The 23321-nt window shown below is 37.0% G+C and carries 15 protein-coding genes; 5 read left to right on the top strand and 10 right to left on the bottom strand.

What is annotated here, in order from left to right:
- Positions 1–91 precede the first annotated feature (91 nt).
- The 3 genes from AABI99_RS09160 to AABI99_RS09170 form a co-directional block, all read right to left on the bottom strand.
- Complete coding sequence (locus tag AABI99_RS09160; protein ID WP_338365375.1) at positions 92–3235, bottom strand: DEAD/DEAH box helicase; 3144 nt, start codon at positions 3233–3235, stop codon at positions 92–94.
- Between the two features lie 436 nt (positions 3236–3671).
- A complete protein-coding gene (locus tag AABI99_RS09165; RefSeq protein ID WP_338365377.1) occupies positions 3672–4634 on the bottom strand; it encodes a transcriptional regulator in 963 nt (320 codons plus the stop codon).
- 15 nt (positions 4635–4649) lie between these two features.
- A complete protein-coding gene (locus AABI99_RS09170; protein WP_338365379.1) occupies positions 4650–5888 on the bottom strand; it encodes an AAA family ATPase in 1239 nt (412 codons plus the stop codon).
- Between the two features lie 774 nt (positions 5889–6662).
- On the opposite strand from AABI99_RS09170, the gene AABI99_RS09175 reads away from it, so the two are divergent.
- The gene (locus AABI99_RS09175; protein ID WP_338365381.1) at positions 6663–7877 is read left to right on the top strand and encodes a replication protein A; all 1215 of its coding nucleotides are present in this window, start codon (positions 6663–6665) and stop codon (positions 7875–7877) included.
- A gap of 62 nt (positions 7878–7939) precedes the next feature.
- Here the strand turns inward: AABI99_RS09175 and AABI99_RS09180 are convergent, their stop codons facing one another.
- Positions 7940–8815: a DNA replication terminus site-binding protein gene (locus AABI99_RS09180; protein ID WP_338365383.1), complete on the bottom strand. Its 876-nt coding sequence runs from the start codon at positions 8813–8815 to the stop codon at positions 7940–7942.
- 916 nt (positions 8816–9731) lie between these two features.
- On the opposite strand from AABI99_RS09180, the gene AABI99_RS09185 reads away from it, so the two are divergent.
- The gene (locus AABI99_RS09185; protein ID WP_338365386.1) at positions 9732–11081 is read left to right on the top strand and encodes a 3-deoxy-7-phosphoheptulonate synthase class II; all 1350 of its coding nucleotides are present in this window, start codon (positions 9732–9734) and stop codon (positions 11079–11081) included.
- 60 nt (positions 11082–11141) lie between these two features.
- On the opposite strand, the gene AABI99_RS09190 is transcribed toward AABI99_RS09185, so the two are convergent.
- The gene (locus AABI99_RS09190; protein WP_338365387.1) at positions 11142–11951 is read right to left on the bottom strand and encodes a pyruvate, water dikinase regulatory protein; all 810 of its coding nucleotides are present in this window, start codon (positions 11949–11951) and stop codon (positions 11142–11144) included.
- A gap of 154 nt (positions 11952–12105) precedes the next feature.
- On the opposite strand from AABI99_RS09190, the gene ppsA reads away from it, so the two are divergent.
- Positions 12106–14481: a phosphoenolpyruvate synthase gene (gene ppsA, locus AABI99_RS09195; protein WP_338365389.1), complete on the top strand. Its 2376-nt coding sequence runs from the start codon at positions 12106–12108 to the stop codon at positions 14479–14481.
- A 65-nt stretch (positions 14482–14546) separates the two neighbouring features.
- Here ppsA and AABI99_RS09200 read toward each other — a convergent pair whose 3' ends face one another.
- Positions 14547–14756, bottom strand: coding sequence for a PGPGW domain-containing protein (locus tag AABI99_RS09200; protein WP_338365390.1), 210 nt, complete (start codon positions 14754–14756; stop codon positions 14547–14549).
- 145 nt (positions 14757–14901) lie between these two features.
- Between AABI99_RS09200 and AABI99_RS09205 the strand changes: the two genes are divergently transcribed.
- Positions 14902–17949, top strand: coding sequence for an FAD-binding and (Fe-S)-binding domain-containing protein (locus tag AABI99_RS09205; RefSeq protein WP_338365392.1), 3048 nt, complete (start codon positions 14902–14904; stop codon positions 17947–17949).
- 87 nt (positions 17950–18036) lie between these two features.
- On the opposite strand, the gene AABI99_RS09210 is transcribed toward AABI99_RS09205, so the two are convergent.
- The gene (locus tag AABI99_RS09210) at positions 18037–19236 is read right to left on the bottom strand and encodes a cation:proton antiporter (protein ID WP_338365393.1); all 1200 of its coding nucleotides are present in this window, start codon (positions 19234–19236) and stop codon (positions 18037–18039) included.
- Positions 19236–20447: a tyrosine-type recombinase/integrase gene (locus AABI99_RS09215; protein WP_338365394.1), complete on the bottom strand. Its 1212-nt coding sequence runs from the start codon at positions 20445–20447 to the stop codon at positions 19236–19238. Before AABI99_RS09215 ends, AABI99_RS09210 begins: the two co-directional genes overlap by 1 nt.
- A gap of 143 nt (positions 20448–20590) precedes the next feature.
- On the opposite strand from AABI99_RS09215, the gene AABI99_RS09220 reads away from it, so the two are divergent.
- Positions 20591–21154: a YSC84-related protein gene (locus tag AABI99_RS09220; RefSeq protein ID WP_338365395.1), complete on the top strand. Its 564-nt coding sequence runs from the start codon at positions 20591–20593 to the stop codon at positions 21152–21154.
- 257 nt (positions 21155–21411) lie between these two features.
- On the opposite strand, the gene AABI99_RS09225 is transcribed toward AABI99_RS09220, so the two are convergent.
- Positions 21412–22215 (bottom strand): toll-Interleukin receptor, encoded by an 804-nt coding sequence (locus AABI99_RS09225; RefSeq protein WP_338365396.1) that lies wholly within the window; start codon positions 22213–22215, stop codon positions 21412–21414.
- A gap of 52 nt (positions 22216–22267) precedes the next feature.
- A complete protein-coding gene (locus tag AABI99_RS09230; RefSeq protein WP_338365399.1) occupies positions 22268–23299 on the bottom strand; it encodes a patatin-like phospholipase family protein in 1032 nt (343 codons plus the stop codon).
- Positions 23300–23321: the final 22 nt, after the last annotated feature.

The raw sequence follows: 23321 nt of genomic DNA on the forward strand, positions 1-23321 counted from the left end.
TCAACATGAAGCTTGTGATAACTGCAATTATTCAACAAGCATAATAGTAGACGCCCTTGTATTAAATTAGTTCAACTGTTTATTTAAAACTTTAACTTTTTATAAGTGATAGCATTTGCTGCTCATCAAACGAAGTAAAACTCATTGATTTATCAGTAAATAATGCATCAACAAGCGCTTGCTTATCTTGCTGCATTTTAAACACTTTTTGCTCAATAGAGTTGCTCATTATTAATTTATAAACAAACACAGGGTTAGTTTGGCCAATACGATAAGCACGATCGGTGGCTTGTTTTTCTACCGCCGGGTTCCACCACGGATCAAAATGAATTACCGTGTCGGCTTGGGTTAAATTAAGCCCCGTACCGCCTGCTTTTAAGCTAATTAAAAACACCGAGGTTTTACCACTGGTAAATTCATCAATCACTTTATCACGATGACGTGTTTGCCCTGTAAGCATACTAAAATTAATATTTATATCACTTAAACGCTCTGCAATTAAATCAAGCGCAGAGGTAAACTGACTAAAAATAATTACTTTACGGCCAAGCCTTAACATTAACGGTAAATGCGTTGTTAGCCATTCTAGTTTTGCAGATCCCGCCTGTGTTGTTGGCTCTATTAATTTTGGATGGCAGCAAATTTGCCTTAGTTTAAGTAGCGCTTCTAAGAATGCGAGCTTACTTTTTTGTGCGCCTTGTTCAGCAAATAAATCGATGAGTTTTTCTTCTAAGGCGCGGGTAATACCTTGATACATATCTTTTTGCTTAGGCTCAAACTCAAACTCTTTTAACAACTCTGTTTTTTGCGGAAGTTCCTGAGCGACCTGCGCTTTTGTACGACGCAAAATAAACGGCATAATAAGCGCTTTTAATTGCTCAGCTCGTTCCGAATCAGACTCGCGCTCAATCGGTGTTTGAAAATGCTGTTTAAAGTGCGCTTGTGAACCAAGGAGTGAAGGCATGGCAAAGTCGAGTAACGACTTAAGCTCAAACAAATTATTTTCGATTGGCGTGCCGCTTAAACAAAGTTTAAAGTCGGCATTTAAACGCTTAACCAAACGCGAGACCTGAGCGGTATCGTTTTTAATATATTGCGCTTCATCTAAAATAATGTTTTCAAAATAAAGTGGTGAGTAATAAGCAATATCACGCTTTAGTAATGGGTAAGTAGTTAAAATACACTGCGCTTGTGCTAAATGCTGTAAAGGCTCATTACGTTGCGAGCCAAAAACAGTGGTTATTTTGAGACTCTTAGTAAATTTAGTGATTTCGTTTTGCCAGTTACTTACTAAGCTAGTAGGGCACACTATAAGTGTCGGTCCCGCTTGTGGGCGATTAAAACTACTGGCTAAAAAGGCGATAACTTGTAGCGTTTTACCCAGTCCCATGTCATCAGCAAGTATGCCGCCTAGTTGATGACGCTTTAAAAAGCTAAGCCAATCAACACCTTGCTGCTGGTATTCGCGTAGTGTTACTGAGTCTTTTAAACCGTGTAACGGCACCACGGGCATAGCCTGCTCGGTGTTATTTAACTCATCAAGATAACGCTCTAATGAGCCATCATGAAGGTCAATAGTTACTGCAGTATGCTTTACTAGCTCAGGTAAATAAGAAAGCGGGATATTAAATTCATCACGTGTTTTTACAAATTCAAAGCGTTGCTTAAATTCATTCAGTAAATTAATTGCGGCTTTACTAATAACACCAAATTGACGCCCAACAGGGTAGTAATAAAACAGCTCACTTTGGCGATTTAACGATTGATACGTGGCGTCATCAGTATTAAAAAGTACAGCAGCTTTGGCATCGCTTAATTGCACTTTACAATGCATTTGGTGCCCTGCGGCACGGTTTACATCAAGTGTAACCTGTCCTTTGGGGTCGGCTACATTTACTTTAGTTTGAGTTACCTGCCAGCCACGCTTTTTAAAGCCTGGGAATACTTCGTAAACAAGCCAATGTAAATGGATAGGTGATTGTTTATTAAATATAAACTCACTTTGTAAACCCCCTTTACAAAACTCAAAACCTAAATTTACTAACTCATTTGTTACTGTGTTTTCAAATGCACTGTTTATTAAACTCGCTGGGGCTGTTCCCGCTAAATAATTTTTATTTTTATATTTAAATAATAGCGAAACTTTGAGCCCTTGCTCATTCATAGTGGCTTTTAAAACAGCATTTCCAAGCTGCTTAACATTAACTTGTTCGTTATTCGGATGCGGTATAACGCCGGCTCCAAAATTGTCGGCAAGCTGTTTATAAATGCGATCAAAATTAGCATCGTGCAGTGCAGGAATTGATTGTAAATGTGCGATTTCATCAGCACTAAGCTGCGTTCTGATCCTGCCGACTTTAAAATGTTCGAGATCTAAATAAGCAGGCGGTGTGGTCTTTATTAGTGCCCAATTTTTAGTGTGTTCAAGCTCAATAACTAATTGCGATAACTCGTTTTGTTGCTGCCAATTAAAGTTAAGGGATTGCCCAGTTTGTGCTTTAATAGCCACTCGAGAGCGTTGTAAAAATAAACGATCGGTGGCAATTAATTGTTGTAAAGCGCTAAAGCCCCATTGACCTTTTAGCTCTAAATTACCCACAGCATTTTGTGAGCGGATCCAACTAAATAGCCTAAAGTCACTTTCGAGCAAATCATTTGGCGTTACAAAGCTATTTAATTGTTGCTCAGTTAAATTGCGTCCTAGCGTGTAATTATTATTTTTATCGTAATTGGCAATTTTTGGCGTTAAAAATACTTTATTGTTTTCAATATCTAATACAAATAAAAGAACTTGCGAAGGGGTTTTAGCATCGGCACTTTTAAGTGCTGTCAGTTCACTAAACCAATCGTTAATAAAGTAATCTTCACCGTACTCACCTGAATGCTCTATTTTAAGTTTAAATAATACAGCGGCTAAGTGCCTACATTTGGTTTTAGCATTACAGGTACAATGCGTATCAACAGAGTAACCAGAAGGTACTTTACTGATCTCAATACGTTGATTAAATGCTGATCCGCTGTCGCCTTGTACTGTTGAGTCAATAACAGCAAAGTCACTGCTATGTTCCAACCAACTAATTTGGCCGTTTTTATAATACTCTTTGCCTTTATCGAGCACGTTGGGTCTAAACAACTTTTTTATAAAACGTTCTGATAGAGGAAACAAGGTTGCCTGCTCGTTTTTTATTTCTTCAAAAATAGCCAGTAAATCATTTTTTGATAAGTTAGCAGACATGTCACTCTAAGCATTAAATTTTTAAAATAATTTTGCCAGTATATTCTTTAACTGCGCACAGCAAAAGCAATATTAACTTTATATGAACTGGTTGGAGCTGATAGGTTAGTAAAAAATCGGTTTATACGTATCTTATGGCACTTAACCTACCAAAATAAGAATAGGTAAACATCAAACACACATATTACAAACAACTTATTAACAATGCAGGGGCTTTACAGATCAGTTTTTTACTAACAAATTCAGATCTAGCATTTAACTGTCGTAGAAAATAAAACGAAGTTGGTAAAAATGTGATCTTTAAAGAAAAATGAGGAATTTATAGATTATAAATAGCAAAAAAGATCAATATTTTACTAAGTTAAAAGCCCCTTAGATCAGTATTTGACTAACCTAACAGGCTTTTAAGATCGCTATTTTACTAAGTAGTATGAGGCTAATTGAACGCGCTTAATAGTTTGGTAAGCTGCTCTAAGCGTTTGTCTGTCAACACTTTATTATCTATTTTGATAGATACATCACCACTTTTTAAGTTGCGTTGTACGTTTATAAAGTTGTTTTCAAATACCGCTTCACGCTTAGCAACCGTACTAGGCTCGGTAGTTAAGCGCTTAGTAATAGCCATTGCGCGCTTGTCGTCGCTTGTAATGGCGTTAATCTCATCGTCGGTGTGTAATTCGCTGACTAGAGCGTTAAACGCTTGCTCGTCGCGCTCCTTTGCACTAACAAGCTTTTTAGCGACTTCTCTACCTACGTGATTAGCCGTTGGGTAAAGTGAGATTACATCTGCCGGTATTTGCTCGTATGCTTTAATGGCATCTGCAATTGCGGTGTGGGATACACCTTCAATAGCGGCAATTTCGCGATAAGAGCCTTTTTTACCTTGCTCAATAAGATCGTTTTTAGTTTGTTGATAAGCTTGCCCAAGCTCCCATAAACTCGGCGCTATGTACTGATCTGAAGATACAGCTAAAATTTTAGCGTCTTGATCTGTAAAGTCAGGTGAGCTTAATACTAAATAATCAGCATTACCTAAAATACAAGCTTTACGACGACGTGAACCGGCAAGTACTAAGTTAGTATTTCCCTGATCCCAAAGTAAAGCAGGATGTTGATTACGTCCATCTTCGCTGATTGCAGGCAAAATATCAGAAACTGATTTTTCATTTAATAGCGCTTGTACACGGCGATTTTTACCATAAACCGTGGTGCTTGATTCAATATCTGCATGCGCAATAACTTTACACACTAAGGTTATTTCACGTGTAGGGTCGCTTGGTGCAGGCATTCTTATTACATCGCCAGCGTTTGCTTGCTCAAGTAATGCATCAAGGCTGCTGTTGCCTACAGCGGTTGCAAATGGATCTAAGCGGGTGTCGTTTTTACGTTTTGTAGCCATTTTTATGTAACATCCTTACTTAGTGTTGTTAAGTGATGATTGGGTTGACTCCCAATTAGAACGAATAAGCATTTCTAGTTCGTCCACAACATCTTTGATATTTTCTTGCGCGCGTAGCAAAGACTCGCGACTTGCTAAGCTATCTGAAGCTTTTTGATCAAATATAGTATTAAAAGAGGACGAGCTGGCAGTAATTGCTGAGCTATGATTAATTGGGTAACTCATTACTTGGCGACCAAATGCACTGCGTACATCCTTAACAATATCGCGCTGAGAGTGATTACCCTTAACGTAGTTGGTAACTAAAAACTGCATAAAGTCCCAACCTTCATGACCAAGTGCCGCTACTGTGTGGTAAATCTCACCTAAACGTTTTAAATATTTATTATTAGCATCAAAATCTACCGCCTCAGGGTGAACCGGTATAAGCATTGCTGTTGATGCCATTAAAGCATTATAAAACATAAAGTTAAGTGTAGGAGCGGTATCGATTAAAATAATATCGAATTCGTCTTTAACCGGCTCAATAACTTTTTCTAACAGCTTATGGTAGTGGCGTGTTTGTTCATAATTAGAAGTATCTTTTAACAGCGTAGCGGTTTCGTGCTCAAAGTAAAAATCATCCATACCTGAGGGTAAAACACGAATATTTGGAATATGTGTTGTAACAAAAGCACTCGATACAAACTCAGGCCAGGTTTCACCTTCGTCTAAATCAATACAATCACGCATTAAGTCGCCAACAGTAACTGGGTCGTGATCATTAGAAGGAAAAAAACTAGAAGACGAGCCTTGAGGATCTAAATCGATTATACCAATTCGATAGCGTTTAATATTAGTTGTTGCTAACGCTGCTGCAATGTTAACCATACTCGTTGTTTTGCCACAGCCACCTTTAAGAGAATTAATAACAATAACTTGAAGTTTGTCATCGGCAGTGCGGTGATCTGGCTGAATATCCATAATATCCGCCATGGCAAAAATATTCATTAACGTATATGCATAATGTCCATTTGCACCGCGTTTAATGTTTAAGTCATCAAAATCACCATTATCATGACGACGTTTTAAGGTACGGTTATTACACCCTAATAAATCAGCTGCTGCTTTTTGTGTGTACGTTCTGAGCTCTTTTTCTTCTGATTTAAGGTGAGCGCGATAGTGCTGTATGCGTCCTTTTAAAGATTTTTCAGCAACTTCGGCAGTTGCTTTTAAAAGCCGGTAAGTGCTTAGGGCATTATTGTTGATAGACATACTTTCTTCCTCAAAGTTAGGTAAGTAGTATAATGTCCATTCAATTAGCTGTAAATAACTATTTAAGACGACATGCATTTTAATTACATGACATTTAAAAATATTTTTACACCTTTAAGATTGCTTAGAATAAATAAAGAAGTTTAAAAGTGGTTAAATATATAAGGTAATAAAGGTTAAGAGTGTATAATAGCAATATAACTATCTGATATTTATCAATAATGTTAAAAAAAGCAGATCACCTTTATACTTGGTTAAGATCAGATCTATAACAACAGACAGATCAGTTTTTTACTAAGCTATATTTAAAAATTGGAGTTATGCACAGCTTACTCAAAAGGTTATCTACATTTTTAGGTGTTTAGATCCGTTTTTTACTAAGTAAATTATAAAGTTATTCACCTAAATTTATAAAGAACAGGGCTCTAAATTGGTATAGATCTGATCTGTAGTAAGTACAGATCAGATCTATGCTAACTTGATGAGCTGTTATCCACAGCAGGTATTTATTTTACTAACGTTTGTCGTGTAAAAAGTTTAAAAATAGCGCTTTTGATGGACAAAAAATAAGTTGAGTTAGTAAAAAACTAGCTTGAGAAGGTTATCTTAGTAAAATAGTGATCTGAAATTAGGCTTACCTGACCCTACTTAGTATAATAATGATCCGATACGTTTATTTATACACAGATCAGTTTTATACTAACTTAAACATTTAACTTTTGTAGCTTAATGTGTTGTTATTAGCTGTCGCAATAAAAAATGGAAATCAGAACAATGAGCCGAAAGGTCAACATCTCGGTAGATAACTTGCCCGATACACTTAGGGGCCAAATACACGGGGTGGAAAGTGCAATAGATAACGAAAGTTTAGCACTATTTACAGATAACAAAGATGTGCGAATTTCTATCGAAAATGCCGCTCATGGGTTACGTGCTTATTCAAACACGTTTAACCACTATGATTTGTGGGGGCGTTTCGTGCGCTCTGGCCATAAAAAATTGCCATTAGAAGAAGCACCTAAAAAAACTATTGTTACGCGTAAAATATCCGAAAAAGTAGATGGTATTTTATACGATGGTGAAATTAAAATTACACCAGCCGTTGTAAGTACGCGTAAAGATGGTGAAGACGTTGAGTATTTAGTGTGGCCTTCTGATAGAGAAGAGAAAGTTGAGCGCGCATTAATTCGCCTTGCATCGAAAGGTAAAATTGTAAAAATAAATTTTAAGTCCGGTATTCAATATGCCGTGGTTTTTTCGATGAACGAATTAGCTCAAGAACTCAAAGCGGTTGGTCAATCAATGCCATACCCGCAAATTAAAGAATCGCTCGAAGCACTTCAAGGTTCTAAACTTTCATTTAAATACTCAGCTACTGATACTAAAAATTCAGATATTGATGACTCATTTTATGAATCAAATATGAACTTTTTATCATCACTTCACTTTAGTGGTAAAAAGGGCCAAGGCGGAAACGTAAAATGTGTTGCATGTTTAAATGCCTTTGTTCATAACATGATCGATAATCTTGAATACAAAGGCTACTACTTTAACAGTGCACAAGAGCTAAAACGTGGTTTATCACGTTGGATGATGCTGCGTTTGTACCACCTTTGGCGTTATGCAGCACCTGGTAAAACATATCATTTTAGATTGTTATCTATTATGGAAAAATATGGATCAATTTATTCAACCGATGATATTACCGAAAATAAATTAAAAGCATTACGTCGTGATATGACTACAACGATGAAAGACCTGATTGAAAAAGGGGCCATTTCAGAATACAGCATCACTAATGTAAAAGATGATAAAACCGGCACTATTATTGATTACACCTATGAAATGCATCCTTCAGATCAATTTTGTGATGAGATACTTACACTCAACAAGCATAATAAGCGTATTGAGATTCAAGGCGGTAAGCGAATTGTCGAAAACGCAGTTTTAATTGATGAAGATAAAATAGAAGAAATAGTCGAAAAATAGCAGCAGTTAAAATACTAATACACTTACCAAAAAGGCCACATATTGTGGCCTTTTTAACATAATTATTCAGCAACTTGTTCTAAATAAAGTCTATCCACTAAAAAATCATACTCTTTTTTGCGTGGGTGAGACTCTGGTTTTTGATAATCTGGCAAAGTACCTAACTTAACATCGGGCTGTGGGTTAATTAAAATAAACGGCAATGCAGCACTCACGTGATATCTGTTCTGGGCGGTATACCTAATATTAACTTGAGGACTGACTCTAGTAGGGCGCCGAATTCTTAATTTTTCTTTATCACCTAAACTTGCAACTCGTAACTGTTCTTGCGCAACAAGTGATTGCCATTTTTGTTGATCAATCATTCTTGGGTTTCTGTAACCAGCAGATTTATCTAGCATTTCAAGCGCCATCTTTTTATTTAAAGTTTTAGTGGCATGCTTATGCATCCATGTAAATCGCACTGAAAAAGGGGACTCACTTTGAAAATGAATTTTTCGATAGGCTGCAAGAGTAATTAAATTAGGTACCGCGTTGTGAACAGCCTCAAACCTGGCATCGTTATTATCAATAGCCAAAATACATTCTTTAAAAGCAGACTTTGCTTTATTAACCTGTTCTAGCCGATTAATAATTGCTGACGTATCGGCATTTTTAAGAACTAAAAGCCCTGGATGGCGTTTAAGTACACGTGAGCTTAAATTATCTTTTTTAAAAATATCAGTAAAGGAGTTTAAAATTGCTCTATGGGCAATTTCACCGCTTAACTTATTTACAGGGATAGACTCTGGGATTAAATTTTCATCAGCACTTGTTATATCTGGAAGCTGATAATATTCAGCACCAGAATATTCACACTCTCGTAATTCATCAATCAACAATGATGTTAATTCACTCAGTAAATCAAATTGACTTCTTATCTGTACTTTTGAAACCATAAACACCTTAAGAACACATCTTACTACTTAATGTTTAAGTTTAACTTTTTCCTCTTGGTTATTAAATTTTTATTTTAACTTTCAGCGCAAAGTTATATCGTTTATTAGACTTAGTATGATGTGTTCTTTTTATTGGTTATAAGTGCACTAGATTAGTGATCTGGTAAACTTAGCTTTATTGAGGATTTTATTTTTAAACAGGTAATTACCAAAGTGTTGTATCTTTAGGGTAAACCATATTTAGAGTAGGTGTTTTTATAATATTTGTTTATAGCTATTGATTAGTTACGTCATCACGGATGAGGCACGCACACATTATAAATATACTTATAGGTTGTATAAGTTAATACACACTAAACGACTATAGTATCCAAGGTAATACTCTGCCAATGATTAGCGGTAAGATTAGCCATTTAAATAGGTTTGTTTTAGGCAGTTTGTATTTAATTATTAGTATCGTTTAACCGCCTGAACAATAGCTATTAAGCTATATAGATCTAAGTAAACCTATTACAAGCCTTTACAAAAACTCTCGGCTCTATATCACAATGTAGAATAAACATCTATACCATTGCTGAATTTAATTGAGCCGACACTGTAAAGCTAAGATTACAATAGGTCAATTATAAGTATGATGTGTTCTTATAATATCTACTAACTTTAAGCTTTAGCTTTTAATTTATTTTAGGATGTTCAAAAAAACACCTTATGTTCATTAACTTACTGTATTAATTAACATTTAAAGATAGAGAAACAATAAATATGAGCATATAAAAACGTAAAAAATGTGCTAATAACTCATGAAAAATGTAACTCATAACAAATTAGTTGGTAAATAGTGAATATAGTCCTTGAACTTAGGTGGTTGCATACGTTAATTTCTTCTTATCAGGTAAAGTAGGAATGAGGAAAGAACATGCAATCGTGGAACCCTAATAGCTGGAGAGAACTGCCAATACTTCAGCAGCCACAGTACCCAGATCAAGAAGAACTGAAAACAGTAGAAAGCCAATTAAAAAGCGCTCCACCTCTGGTATTCGCTGAAGAAACAAGAAGTCTATTTAAGCAATTAGAAGATGTGTGCGAGGGGCGTGCATTTTTACTTCAAGGTGGCGATTGTGCTGAGTCATTCAGTGATTTTAATGCTGCAAATATTCGCGACACTTTTAAAACACTTTTACAGATGGCTGTTGTTTTAACTTATGGCGGTAAATGCCCCGTTGTTAAAATTGCACGCATGGCAGGCCAATACGCTAAACCACGCTCTGCTGATTTAGAAACTATTGACGGTGTATCTCTACCTTCATACCGTGGTGATATTGTAAATAGCTTTGAGTTTACAGAAGAAGCACGTGTTCCAGATCCACAACGTTTAATGAAGGCTTACCACAATAGTGCCGCTACATTAAACTTACTTCGTGCATTTGCACAAGGTGGCTTAGCCGATTTACACCAAGTGAATCGTTGGAATATGGGTTTTGTTGCCGCTAATCCACAAAAAGAAAGATTCCAACAGCTTGCAGATAAAATTCAAGACGCACTTGAATTTATGGAAGTATGTGGCATTAATTCTACTATTGCCCCAAGCCTTAAAGAAACCGACTTGTACACGTCTCACGAAGCCTTATTGCTAGGCTATGAAGAAGCACTTACTCGTCGCGATCACCTATCAGGTGACTGGTACGACTGTTCTGCACACTTTGTGTGGATTGGTGAACGTACACGCCAATTAGACCATGCACACATAGAATTTTTCAAAGGTATTAAAAACCCAATTGGTGTTAAAGTTGGTCCAGGAATGGATCCAGATGACCTAATTCGTTTAATTGATGCAGTAAATCCAGATAACATTCCGGGTCGTTTAACGCTAATTACACGCATGGGTGCCGACGTACTACCAGAAAAACTACCAGCACTTGTAAGACGCGTTCAGCAAGAAGGCCGTAAAGTTATTTGGAGCTCGGACCCAATGCACGGTAACACTGAAAAAGCGACATCAGGCTATAAAACGCGTAGCTTTGATAATATCATGCGCGAAATTAGCCAATTCTTTGCTGTACACAAAGCCGAAGGTTCATACGCGGGTGGTATTCACTTAGAAATGACTGGCCAGCACGTTACAGAGTGTACAGGTGGTGCATACGGTTTATCTGATGATGACCTTGCGCAGCGTTACAAAACACAATGTGACCCCCGTCTAAATGCAGACCAAGTACTCGAAGTTGGTTTCTTAGTAGCTGATTTGTTGAAAGACGCGCGTAAGTAACACACAAAAATTAAAAGCCGCAGTATGCGGCTTTTTTTTGCAAAAATTTAATTAAGCAAGTTAGTACTTACGGCGCTCAAGGTTGCCGTCAATTAAGATTTTTGCTGAAATTTCTTCTACAGAATGATGGGTAGAATTAAAGTATGCAATTTTATGTCGTTTATAAAGCATTTCAACTTCACGTACTTCAATTCGGCACTGTCTTATTGATGCGTATTTAGAGTTTGCCATACGACGATGTCTTATTGCAGCAAGGCGTTCAGGGTCAATGGTTAACCCAAATAGCTTGTGTTTATAAGGCAGTAAACATTTAGGTAACCCCTCACTTTCTAAATCGTCTTCTGTTATAGGGTAATTAGCGGCTTTTATGCCGTATTGTAGTGCTAAATATAAGCTTGTTGGTGTTTTACCACTTCGGCTCACACCAACTAAAATAATATCGGCTTCAGAAAAATTTTTTATGTTGCCGCCGTCATCATTCATGAGGGCATAGTTAACCGCATCTATTCTAAAGTCATAACTTTTTTCGTGGATAGAGTGAGTTCTATGCATTTTGGGCACAGGTGAAACATTAAGCTCTTTTTCAATTTTTTCACTGTAAGTAGATAAAAAATCGTAAGCGATAGCATCAGACGATTTAATTATTTCACTTAAGTTGTGATTTACGAAGGTAAAGAATACAAATGGCTTCTCTCCTTCTTTTGCAGCAGTTGCGTTTATTAACGTTTTAATTTCATTTGCTTTTTCTTCTGTTTCTACAAAAGGAATAGTTTTATGGTTAAATTCAACCGGAAACAGCGACAACGTCGCATGCCCAAACACCTCGGAGGTAATAGCAGTGCCGTCTGATATATAAAAAGCAGTTCTCATAATTTACCTTTTTATTACGTTTAATCCCTAAAATGGCTTACTCACGGTTTACGTGAGGTCTAATGCCAGTGTAGAATGAAGGTGACCTTTATAAAAGGTTTTCTTTCTTAACTCTCACAGTTACAACTACAATTTGTTTTTTGGAGAAAGACCCGTGCAAGAATACGTTCTCTGGTATCAAGAGCTTGGTATGCAAGATGTTCCTCGTGTTGGCGGCAAAAATGCCTCACTCGGTGAAATGATTTCAAACCTCGCTAACGCAGGTGTACAGGTTCCGGGTGGTTTTGCCACTACAGCCGACGCTTTTAATGAGTTTTTAGAGCAATCTGGACTCAATGCAAAAATTCACGACATTTTAGATACGCTCGATGTTGATGATGTAAATACACTCGCTAAAGTCGGTGCCGATATCCGCCAATGGATTATCGATACCCCATTCCAACCTAACCTAGACCAAGCCATTCGCGACGCATATAGTCAATTACATGGCGATACCTCAGCCGATGTATCATTTGCAGTTCGCTCATCAGCCACCGCTGAAGATATGCCAGATGCATCATTTGCAGGCCAACAAGAAACCTTCCTTAACGTACGTGGAATCGACTCAGTCATGGTCGCAATAAAACACGTATTTGCGTCATTATTTAACGACCGCGCTATATCTTACCGTGTTCACCAAGGCTATGATCACCGTGGTGTTGCACTTTCTGCTGGTATACAGCGTATGGTGCGTTCAGATAAGTCTGCATCAGGCGTAATGTTTAGTATTGATACTGAGTCTGGTTTTGAAGACGTTGTGTTTGTAACATCAAGCTACGGTTTAGGTGAAATGGTTGTACAGGGTGCAGTAAACCCTGACGAATTTTATGTTCATAAACCAACATTACAAAAAGGGTTGCCATCAGTAGTACGTCGTAATATTGGCTCAAAAGCCATTCAAATGATTTACTCTGACGATGAAGCGCACGGCAAACAAGTAGAAATTGTTGATGTAGATCCAAACCTTTCAAACAAATTTTCAATTACAGATGAAGAAGTGCAAGACCTTGCAAAACAAGCTGTAATTATCGAAAAGCATTACGGCCGTCCAATGGACATCGAATGGGCAAAAGACGGAAACGATGGCAAACTGTACATAGTACAAGCACGCCCAGAAACCGTACGCTCAAACGAAGATGCTAACGTAATGGAGCGTTTTCAGTTAAATGGCACCAGCAACGTAATTGCAGAAGGGCGTGCAATTGGTCATAAAATTGGTAGTGGTGTTGTAAGAGTACTAGATTCAATTCAAGAAATGGACCAAGTACAGCAAGGCGACATTTTAGTTACTGACATGACTGATCCAGATTGGGAACCAATCATGAAGCGTGCAGCGGCCATCGTGACAAACCGTGGTGGGCGTACGTGTCACGCTGCCATTATTGCCCGTGAGTTAGGTATCCCTGCGGTAGTTGGCTGTGGTAATGCAACCGATTTAATTAAAGCAGGTCAAGAAGTTACCGTATCATGTGCCGAAGGTGATACCGGTTACATCTACGAAGGTATTTTAGATTTTGAAATCCTCACCTCACGTGTTGATGAAATGCCACCATTACCAATGAAAGTAATGATGAACGTAGGTAATCCTGACCGCGCGTTTGACTTTGCACGTTTACCCCATGCAGGTGTTGGCCTTGCCCGTGTTGAATTTGTAATTAACCGCATGATTGGTGTTCACCCTAAAGCGCTATTAAATTTTGATGCCCAATCACCAGCACTGCAAGCTGAAATTACCGACATTATTGCCGGTTACGAATCGCCAGTAGAGTTTTACATTTCTAAATTAGTAGAAGGTATTTCAACACTCGGTTGTGCATTTGCACCAGAGCGTGTAATTGTGCGTATGTCTGATTTTAAATCAAACGAATATGCAAACTTAGTCGGCGGTGAGCAGTACGAACCTGAAGAAGAAAACCCAATGATTGGTTTTCGTGGTGCTGCACGTTATATTTCTGAAGACTTCCGTGATTGTTTTGCCCTTGAGTGTGAAGCAATCAAACGCGTAAGAAACACCATGGGTATGACCAACATCGAAATCATGATCCCATTCGTACGCACCCTTGAAGAGGGTAAACGCGTTATCGAATTACTTGAAGAGCACGGCCTTAAACGCGGCGAAAATGGTCTTAAAGTAATCATGATGTGTGAACTACCGTCAAATGCATTACTTGCTGATGAATTTTTAGAGATGTTCGATGGTTTCTCTATCGGCTCTAACGATTTAACTCAGCTAACATTGGGCCTTGACCGTGACTCAGGCCTAATCGCACATTTATTTGATGAGCGTAACCCTGCGATTAAAAAGCTACTTTCTATGGCAATTAAAACAGCTAAAGAAAAAGGTAAATACGTAGGTATTTGTGGACAAGGTCCTTCAGATCATGAAGACTTTGCAGCATGGTTAGTAGAGCAGGGGATTGATTCTGTTTCACTAAACCCAGATACAGTACTAGAAACATGGTTATACCTAGCAGATAAACTTGCTAAATAATCACGTTTATAAGTAACTAATAAAAATGCCAGCAATTATGCTGGCATTTTTGTAAGTTAGGTAAATTAACGTGCTAATTTTTTATCTAAATAATGACACGATTTAGTTAAAGCTTTTTGGCATAGTTTTAAATAGTACCTCGCTTTTGGGTAGTAAAAAGAAAAGCACAGTAACCCGGCCATAAAAAATATTAGTGAGGGCCCTGGCACCAGAGAGAAAAATAACCCAAGCAAAATAAACAATACACCTATGATCTGTAACAAACATTTTTTCATATAAACCTCTACACAATGGTTTAACTTGATTATAAATACAGCAACTCAAATTACGATAAAAAGAGTGTTACAAACTGTAAAATCTTCAATTTCTATTAGCCATCACCATGATATAATTACACAAATGCCTTAAATTATCGCCGTCATGATAGCAACAATTACACAGCAAGATGCAGCAACAGAGCTGGTCGCAAACTATTTAAGTACACTACAAAAACAGGGGTTTAGCGGAGACACCGACGCAAGTTATGCTACACGTTTAACAGCCTCTACCGATAACAGTATTTATCAGCAGATCCCCCAAGGTGTTATTTTTCCAAAAACCGAAAAAGACATCCAACTAGCTTTGCAAACAGCATCTCGCGACCCATTTTTGTCGCTTACTTTTGGCCCACGTGGTGGTGGTACAGGTACTAACGGGCAGTCACTCACACCAGGGATAGTGGTTGATTTGTCTCGCTATATGCGCGAAATACTCGAAATTAATGTTGAAGAAGGTTGGGTTAGAGTACAAACCGGTGTAATAAAAGATCAACTAAACGATTTTTTAAAGCCGTACGGTTTTTTCTTTTCGCCCGACCTATCAACCAGTAACCGAGCAACCATAGGTGGCATGATCAGTACCGATGCATCGGGTCAAGGTTCATTAGTGTACGGTAAAACTAGCGATCATGTTTTAGGTCTTACTACCTATTTAGTTGATGGCAGCCCTATGGTGTCATCGCCTATAGAAATAGAAAAAGCTAAAGTCATTGCTGAGCAAGAATCATTAGTAGGGAATCTATATAAAACCGTATTGGATATTGCTTTAAATGAGCGCGATGCAATTTTAGAAAAATTTCCACGATTAAATCGATTCTTAACCGGCTACGACTTAGAGCATGTGCTAAGTGATGACTTACAAACTTTTGACATGAGCAGGTTGATTACCGGATCAGAAGGGTCATTAGGTATAGTGACCGAGGCAAAATTAAACCTAACTCCAATCGCCGAATTTAAAACTCTCATAAATATTAAATATGATAGTTTTGATTCAGCACTTCGCCATTCTCCTTTTTTAGTTGACGCGCGTGCCACATCGGTAGAAACCGTTGACAGCAAAGTTTTAAACTTAGCTCGCGAAGATATTATTTGGCATTCAGTATCGGACTTAATAACCGACGTACCAAATAAAGATATGCAAGGGCTCAATATGGTTGAGTTCAATGCTGTATCTCCTGAAGATATAAAAGACAAAGTGAACACATTGTGTTCGTTATTAGATGAATGCGTAACAAATCAAACTAATGGCGTAATTGGCTATCAGCTCACCAGTAATAAAAGTGATATTTTAAAAATTTACGCAATGCGTAAAAAATCTGTAGGCTTACTGGGTAATGTTAAAGGTAGCCAAAAGCCATTGGCCTTTGCTGAAGATACCGCCGTACCGCCAGAAAATTTAGCCGACTACATAGTAGAATTTAGAGCATTACTCGATAGTCATGACCTACAATATGGTATGTTCGGACATGTTGATGCGGGGGTTTTGCATGTTCGACCGGCTTTAGATATGTGCGACCCGGAGCAAGAAAAACTTTTGCGTAAAATTTCTGATGAAGTTGTAAAACTCACCGCTAAATACGGCGGGTTAATGTGGGGCGAGCATGGTAAAGGTTACCGCAGTGAATACGGTCCTGAGTTTTTTGGTGAGCATTTATTTAAACAACTGCGAAAAATAAAAACCGCGTTCGATCCTAATAACAGAATAAACCCAGGTAAAATATGTACGCCTATCGAAAGTGAAGACTCACTTGTGAGTGTAGATGGGCAAAAACGTTCGTACTTCGATAAGCAAATTTCGATCGATGTAAAAACAAGTTTTAATAACGCAATGACCTGTAATGGCAACGGTATTTGTTTTAACTACGACGAAAATTCACCCATGTGTCCTTCATACAAGGTAACCGGTGACCGCCGTCATTCACCAAAAGGTCGTGCAACTTTAATGCGAGAATGGCTACGACTTCAAGAGTCTAAAAATGTAGATTTGCTTGAAATAGAAAAAGAGCTAAACAAAGGCGAAGTTATCACCTGGTGGGAGCGCTTTGTTCATAGCCGTGAAAAAAACAAAGGTGTTTACGATTTTTCTCACGAAGTAAAAGAGTCGATGGATGAATGTTTAGCATGTAAAGCATGTACAACTTCTTGCCCAATTAAAGTAGATGTACCTACTTTTAGAGCTCGTTTTTTAAATTACTATCATAGTTATTACGCACGCCCACTTAAAGATTACTTGGTCGCCAACATTGAAAAATCTGCGCCTGTTATGTCTAAATTTGCACGCGTGATAAACCCAATTGTTAAAACAAACTTAGTAAGTAATTTAATTAAAAAAACAGTAGGGTATGTAGATACACCGCAACTCAGTGTCCCTTCACTTGAAAAACGTGTAGCAAAAGCACATAAATTTGATTTTGAATTATTAAATTCGCTTTCAAACAACGAACAAAGTGAGTACGTATTAATAGTACAAGACCCGTTTACCAGCTTTTACGAAGCTGAGCTAGTACAAAGTTTTATAACACTTATCACTGCACTTGGTAAAAAGCCGATGCTACTACCATTTAAACCGAATGGTAAAGCCCAACACGTAAAAGGCTTTTTGCATGAATTTAAAATAACAGCAAAAAATGCCGCTGAATTTTTAAATAAACTTAGTGATATTAATGCACCACTAGTAGGGTTAGATGCTTCACTGGTTATGTGTTATCGCGATGAATACCATAGTATTTTAGAAAATAGTCGCGGTGATTTTCATGTACAACTTGCACATGAATGGTTGCAAACTCAATCATTTAAATCGTTATCGGCTAAGCAAAAAACCGATACTGAATTTACATTATTGAGCCACTGTACAGAAACAACCGCTTTGCCAAAAGCAGCCAGTGTATGGAAAACTATTTTTGCCGATATTGGATTAACACTAAATACCACTAATACCGGGTGTTGTGGTATGGCCGGTACTTATGGCCACGAAGCACAAAATCAAGACAACTCACGTGCACTTTACGAAATGAGTTGGCAACCCATAGTAAATAAAAATAGACCAGAGCAACTTTTATCTACTGGTTTTTCATGCCGCAGCCAAGTAAAACGTTTTGAGAAGTTTAAACCTAAACACCCTATAGAGCTACTTGCGCAAGTGCTTAGCTAAACTAATGTGTTAGCTTAAAAAGGTGTAACTTAAATTTAGTTACGCCTTTTTTAGTTTAAGCTTCCAATAATGATTTATTTTTATAAATCATTGCGATTTTTGTGCAAAGCTATCAGCAATTGGCTTAGTACTTATTCCATGTATAAATACACTAAATAAAATCGTCGTCATCGCAATAGTAGCAATATCGTATTTGTTTTCTATTTGTGTATCTATAACCATTAAGGTAAACACAATAGATGCTAATCCTCGCGGGCCAAACCAAGCAAAAGTAAAACGCTCTTTCCAATTCAGTGTAGTAAATAGTAACGACAACATAACCGGAATTATTCTGATTAATGTAGTGCTTAGTAGTGCGTACACAAAAATATTGGTATTTAATTTTGGTATTACTAAGTACACACACACAAACCCAAATAAGCACCAAATCATCAACGATGTAAAATCGGCTAGGTGCTCTGAATCTTCAATTAATTCAGTGCGAACATCCGTTTCAGAAAATTTATCAAATAATAAACCGGCAACAAACACCGCTATAAATCCACTACCATGAAAGTACTGAGTAATAGAAAAAACAGCCATGGCAAATCCTAACAGCAAAAATGGACTGGTGTTTTTTGCAAAGTAGTGTCGCTGCATTGCAAAATTTAACGCCGGAATAAATAAAGCTATAGAAATGCCAGCTATCAGCATTGCATAACCAAGCTCTCTAGAAAAAACATTCACAAAGTGTGAAGCGGTAATCGCCGTGTCGGGATTTTTTGCTAACATGATAAAAATTAAAAATATTGGAACACATAAACCATCGTTTAAGCCGCTTTCAGTATTAATACCTTCGCGAATTTTTTCCGGAACTTGTGTACTTTGTAAAAGCCCTTTACTTAGTGCTGCATCAGTGGGTGTAAGTATAATTGCCAGTAGTGCTGATTGAATTAACGATAACTCTGCAAATAAAAATAAACTAACTGCCGTTCCAAATAATAACGTTAAGGGGAGGGCCACAAATAATAATAAACTAGGGTACTGAAAACTATGCTTTAGCACACCTAATTTAGATTTAGCCGCATCAGAAAATAAAAAAATACTCAGCGTTAGCTCTATTAAAGGTAGTAAATAATCTATTCCTGCTTTAAGTTTTTCACCTTCGTTGGGAAGTATAAACGCTAAAAGCACACCCCCAATTACAAAAAACATTGGCCCAGTTATTTCGGTACGTTCAAGTTGCCTAATCGAAATTGAATAAACTAAAAATAAAAAACCAATAAATGCGATTACTAAGTATTCCATTAAATTTTCCTTTTAACGCCAGATTTTGCTCGCTCTTTAATATTTGTTTGAATATATATTTGATCGGTTGTGGCAATTTTCGAATGGCCTAAATCTTCCGACAAATGTTTTAGCGGTCGAGTTTGCGCATCGTGTGTTGCACCGGTATGTCTAAGCCAATGGGCTGTTGCCGCTTCAAGTTGTTCGGCGTCATCTTTAAAGCCATCATCTAATAAAGATTGCTGCGCTAAATCAAAACTTTGCTGAACTAAACGTCTAATTTGCCTAACAGTCATTCCACCTTGACCACGAATTTTATGCACCAATGGTTCTGATTCATCAACGCGTGGTAGGGCAGGTAAGCCTCTGTATAATCGGTAACGTTTTAAATACTCAACAAAATCATCGCTTAATGTAACATCTCGTAATTTATTACCTTTACCCATTATTCGTAAAAACCAAAATCCATCATTATCTTGCCAAAAGTGCGACATAACAGGCGACCATTGAGGGCGCTCTGATAATTCTGAAATTCGTAAATATAAACCTTTCAAACAGGCCAAAGTAAATAAGTTACGTTCAAGCTCCGGTTTTTTTTCACATAAATCGCGTGTTACGCCAAATACATATTCCCATTGTATGTCACTTAATGTGTCTGGGATCTGAATTTGAGATTGCACCACCAAATAGGGGCTATTTTTTTTAACTACAGGAATAAAGTTAGCAAAAGTTTTTTCTTCTAAAATAGCAAACTTATAAAATACATTTAGCGCAGTAAACATAGCCGCCAATGTTTGCTGACTCGCAATTGAATCTTTCAACATAAAAGGGCGCCAATTTTGGTTTAACCGGCGAATGCCTTGCTCATCTTTATAACGCCATTGCACCGATGTAGATGCCCATTTTTTATCGGGCTCAGCCATAAAATCGACATAGGCTTCAATATCTTCGCGTTTTAAATCGAATACTGATTTTTTGGCTATTAACCAAGACCACAAATAAAATCGTTCAAGCTCGTTACGAAAACGATTAAATGTTGCCTCAGATTTTCGACCGTACACATACAAAAACTGGTATAAGAATTTAAGATCATCCTTTGATTCAGTTACAGTCAAGCCAACTTGCTGTATAAAGGATGCAAGTTCTGGGTATTCTGAATTTAGAGTATCGTCGTCAAGATGAGCAATTTGGTAACGTAATTGTTTTAACGTATCAACTAAAGCAACAAGCATAATGTATAAATATTCAATAAAATAATAGACTTACAGCTTAACGTTAAAGTCCGATACTGTCTAGTATTGGACATAGTGAAAGTGTATTTATTTAAGCATTATTGTTATTGCGCATTGGTATGAATCTTATTAAGGAAAGTTTTATGAAAAATTTTATCGTGTTAGGCCTACTTACAATAACTGTATTACTGACAGGTTGTGCTACTACAGGCAGTGCTTCACCTAGCGAAAAACGTGCTTTAGTACAAAGTATGAAATCTACCACACTCGACAAATTATACGCAAAAAAGCCCGACGTTAAAAAACAAATTGCCAATTCTGCCGGATACGCTGTATTTGATAACGCAAACGTTAATGTTGTTTTAGCCAGTTTTGGTGGCGGGTACGGTGTAGTAAAAAATAACTTAACGGGTAAATCAACCTATATGAATATGGGTGAAGCCGGTTTAGGGCTTGGTTTAGGCGTTAAAGATTTTAACGTTGTTATGGTTTTTCATAATCAAGCGGCAGTAAATAGATTTATTGAACACGGTTGGGCCTTCGGCGGAAACGCAGATGCAGCAGCAAAATACGAAGATAAAGGTGGAGCACTGGTTGCAGAAGCCATTGCCGACCAAGTTACCGTATATTCTTTAACCGAAAACGGCCTTGCACTTCAAGCAGTATTAAAAGGCACTAAATTTTGGGTAGATTCTGAGCTAAATTAACACCTAATTACTCTCCTAAAAGCGGGCTGGTTTGTATAATCACGCTCGCTTTCTTATAAACCAGTTAATTTAACATAACGTAAATTATGGGTTATTGTTAAAGCTGCATGCAAGGTTACTTTTAGACTAATTATTCCCAGCTACAATAATTCTCAAAATACATGCACCGATAAGCTTTAATTTGATTAAAAATCAACTATTTTCAGAATGTTAAATACATAGTTAAAGATAAGATATGTATTTAGCATTCAGATAAATTATTTGTTCTCTGTTGTATTAAATTCATTTGAAATTATAAAAGGAATTTTTGAGTTAAAATACTCAACGTCATTTTCTTCAAAACCAAGCTCATTCAATTTACTTCTAATTTCACTACTTGGTATTCCAATTTTTTTCATATCTGAAATCAGTTTAAAAATCGATTTTTGACTTGAACTTACTTCCTTTATATTTTCGTTTTTATAGAGTGTGGTATTTTTTTCTAAATTATATACTCGATTAGATAAATTCCGTGTATGTTTTAATATTTCACTTAAAATATCTTGTTCACTACGTGGAACTACCTCTTCCTCTAATGGATTTTCTAATAAACCTTTATCAAATTCAGAAATGAATTGTGGCCAGTAAGTATCGAACACTTTTTCTAATACATTTAATTCTAACGATTTCTCGTTTAAACAATCATTTACTGTACGTATTAAACTCCACACGCTATCTCTCTCTGGGAGAGTATGATTAAATTGCGCCAGAGGATCTTTAATATCTTGAGGCTGAAGGTCTATTAAAAATGTACAAACGCGACTACTTTTAAGCCCTTTAGCTAAAGCTCCAGTTTCAAAAAGTATCCATGGATTATTCTTATTTTCACTAGTTAAGCAAATTATTCCAACAGAAATGTCTTTTAGTTTTTCTGATATTTCTGTATACCAAAGCGCTCCACGATCGATATCCCTTGTGGATATCCACGGGTCTGATGCCTGTAAAACACACTTTATCCAATCACTTAAAATTTCAGCTACTGCTTTACTTCTATGACCAGACCAACTTATAAATATTTTCATATATAATTCCCTTTAAGTTTTATTTAGATTGTTTTAGTACATAGATTGTATACTAAATTATTAATTCATTATTTAATTTTTTATCAAATGCCTCAGCCAACTTTTCAGTTTCACTAAAAACAGTATTCCAATATTTAATGCGTGTGTCTGCATCGAGATCAGTAAAGTCGTTTCTGTCTGGGATTTTTCCGTAAGGTAAACCGGCGATAAATTTTTTTGATGGGGTGATCATCACCACGTTATCGTAATTTTGTGGGGCTACTTTACGTTTTAAATTTTTATCAAACCACCCTGCTTTTGGCTCGCTATTAAAATGCGGATATAAAATTAAGCCAGGGTTATTAATTTTTAAATCAAAGTGGTAGTCAATTATTCCGCCATCGCGATAAATACCGGCTGGCGAACCTGCAATATTCTTTATGCCTTGCATAACGAGTGGTATAGAGCCTGATGCGAGTAAGGCATCTTTTAAATTTGTTTGGCTAAGTGCTATGTTTTGTGTTTTAAAATTATAGCTGTCGGTTATTGATAAGTTGCTATTTGGCGCGCCAAAAATAAATCGCTCGTACTGCGAGCCTAATAATTTTCGGTTAACCCGATTAAGCATATAGCTTTTTGATAAACCTAAAAGTTGAATTAATTTATTTTCGCTGGCAATAAAGCCATTCGATTTTGCCACTATAAAATGCGCTTTAAAAATAGGATTATTTAAAATTTCGGTTACGCCGTGCTCCCCAAATACATCATCTAATAATGCGCGGGCTTTTAATGTAATTTCAGCAGGTGTTGGTTTATTACTAGAATAGCGCGTTTGCGAATACGATTTTGCTAAACGCTCAATGGCAGCAACAGGGTCGTTTTGTGCAAAGCAGGCTGATCGAAATGCGCCAGCAGAAGAACCAATTAAGTTAAGTGGTTGAGTTCGGTTTTTAAAAAACTCACCAAAAATATATTTGTCTAAACCAAATAATGAAAACCATTTAGGCCCGCCACTTGCCCCTAAAAAAGAGGTAAATAACTCGGGTTTAAAGCCCTGCTCGTTAATAATTTTTGCTGCTGTTTTACCTGCGTGAATGTCGATCATTAAATCAGTTTACCTTATTATT

This window comes from uncultured Pseudoalteromonas sp., assembly GCF_963922945.1.
Lineage (GTDB): Bacteria > Pseudomonadota > Gammaproteobacteria > Enterobacterales > Alteromonadaceae > Pseudoalteromonas.

What these genes read in the sequence shown, in the direction of transcription:
- AABI99_RS09180 (WP_338365383.1), bottom strand. Translation starts at nt 8,815, where the DNA reads ATGGTTTCAAAAGTACAGATAAGAAGTCAATTTGATTTACTGAGTGAA.
- AABI99_RS09215 (WP_338365394.1), bottom strand. Translation starts at nt 20,447, where the DNA reads ATGCTTGTTGCTTTAGTTGATACGTTAAAACAATTACGTTACCAAATT.
- AABI99_RS09190 (WP_338365387.1), bottom strand. Translation starts at nt 11,951, where the DNA reads ATGAGAACTGCTTTTTATATATCAGACGGCACTGCTATTACCTCCGAG.
- AABI99_RS09175 (WP_338365381.1), top strand. Translation starts at nt 6,663, where the DNA reads ATGAGCCGAAAGGTCAACATCTCGGTAGATAACTTGCCCGATACACTT.
- AABI99_RS09205 (WP_338365392.1), top strand. Translation starts at nt 14,902, where the DNA reads ATGATAGCAACAATTACACAGCAAGATGCAGCAACAGAGCTGGTCGCA.
- AABI99_RS09230 (WP_338365399.1), bottom strand. Translation starts at nt 23,299, where the DNA reads ATGATCGACATTCACGCAGGTAAAACAGCAGCAAAAATTATTAACGAG.
- AABI99_RS09210 (WP_338365393.1), bottom strand. Translation starts at nt 19,236, where the DNA reads ATGGAATACTTAGTAATCGCATTTATTGGTTTTTTATTTTTAGTTTAT.
- AABI99_RS09185 (WP_338365386.1), top strand. Translation starts at nt 9,732, where the DNA reads ATGCAATCGTGGAACCCTAATAGCTGGAGAGAACTGCCAATACTTCAG.
- AABI99_RS09225 (WP_338365396.1), bottom strand. Translation starts at nt 22,215, where the DNA reads ATGAAAATATTTATAAGTTGGTCTGGTCATAGAAGTAAAGCAGTAGCT.
- AABI99_RS09220 (WP_338365395.1), top strand. Translation starts at nt 20,591, where the DNA reads ATGAAAAATTTTATCGTGTTAGGCCTACTTACAATAACTGTATTACTG.
- AABI99_RS09200 (WP_338365390.1), bottom strand. Translation starts at nt 14,756, where the DNA reads ATGAAAAAATGTTTGTTACAGATCATAGGTGTATTGTTTATTTTGCTT.
- AABI99_RS09170 (WP_338365379.1), bottom strand. Translation starts at nt 5,888, where the DNA reads ATGTCTATCAACAATAATGCCCTAAGCACTTACCGGCTTTTAAAAGCA.
- AABI99_RS09160 (WP_338365375.1), bottom strand. Translation starts at nt 3,235, where the DNA reads ATGTCTGCTAACTTATCAAAAAATGATTTACTGGCTATTTTTGAAGAA.
- AABI99_RS09165 (WP_338365377.1), bottom strand. Translation starts at nt 4,634, where the DNA reads ATGGCTACAAAACGTAAAAACGACACCCGCTTAGATCCATTTGCAACC.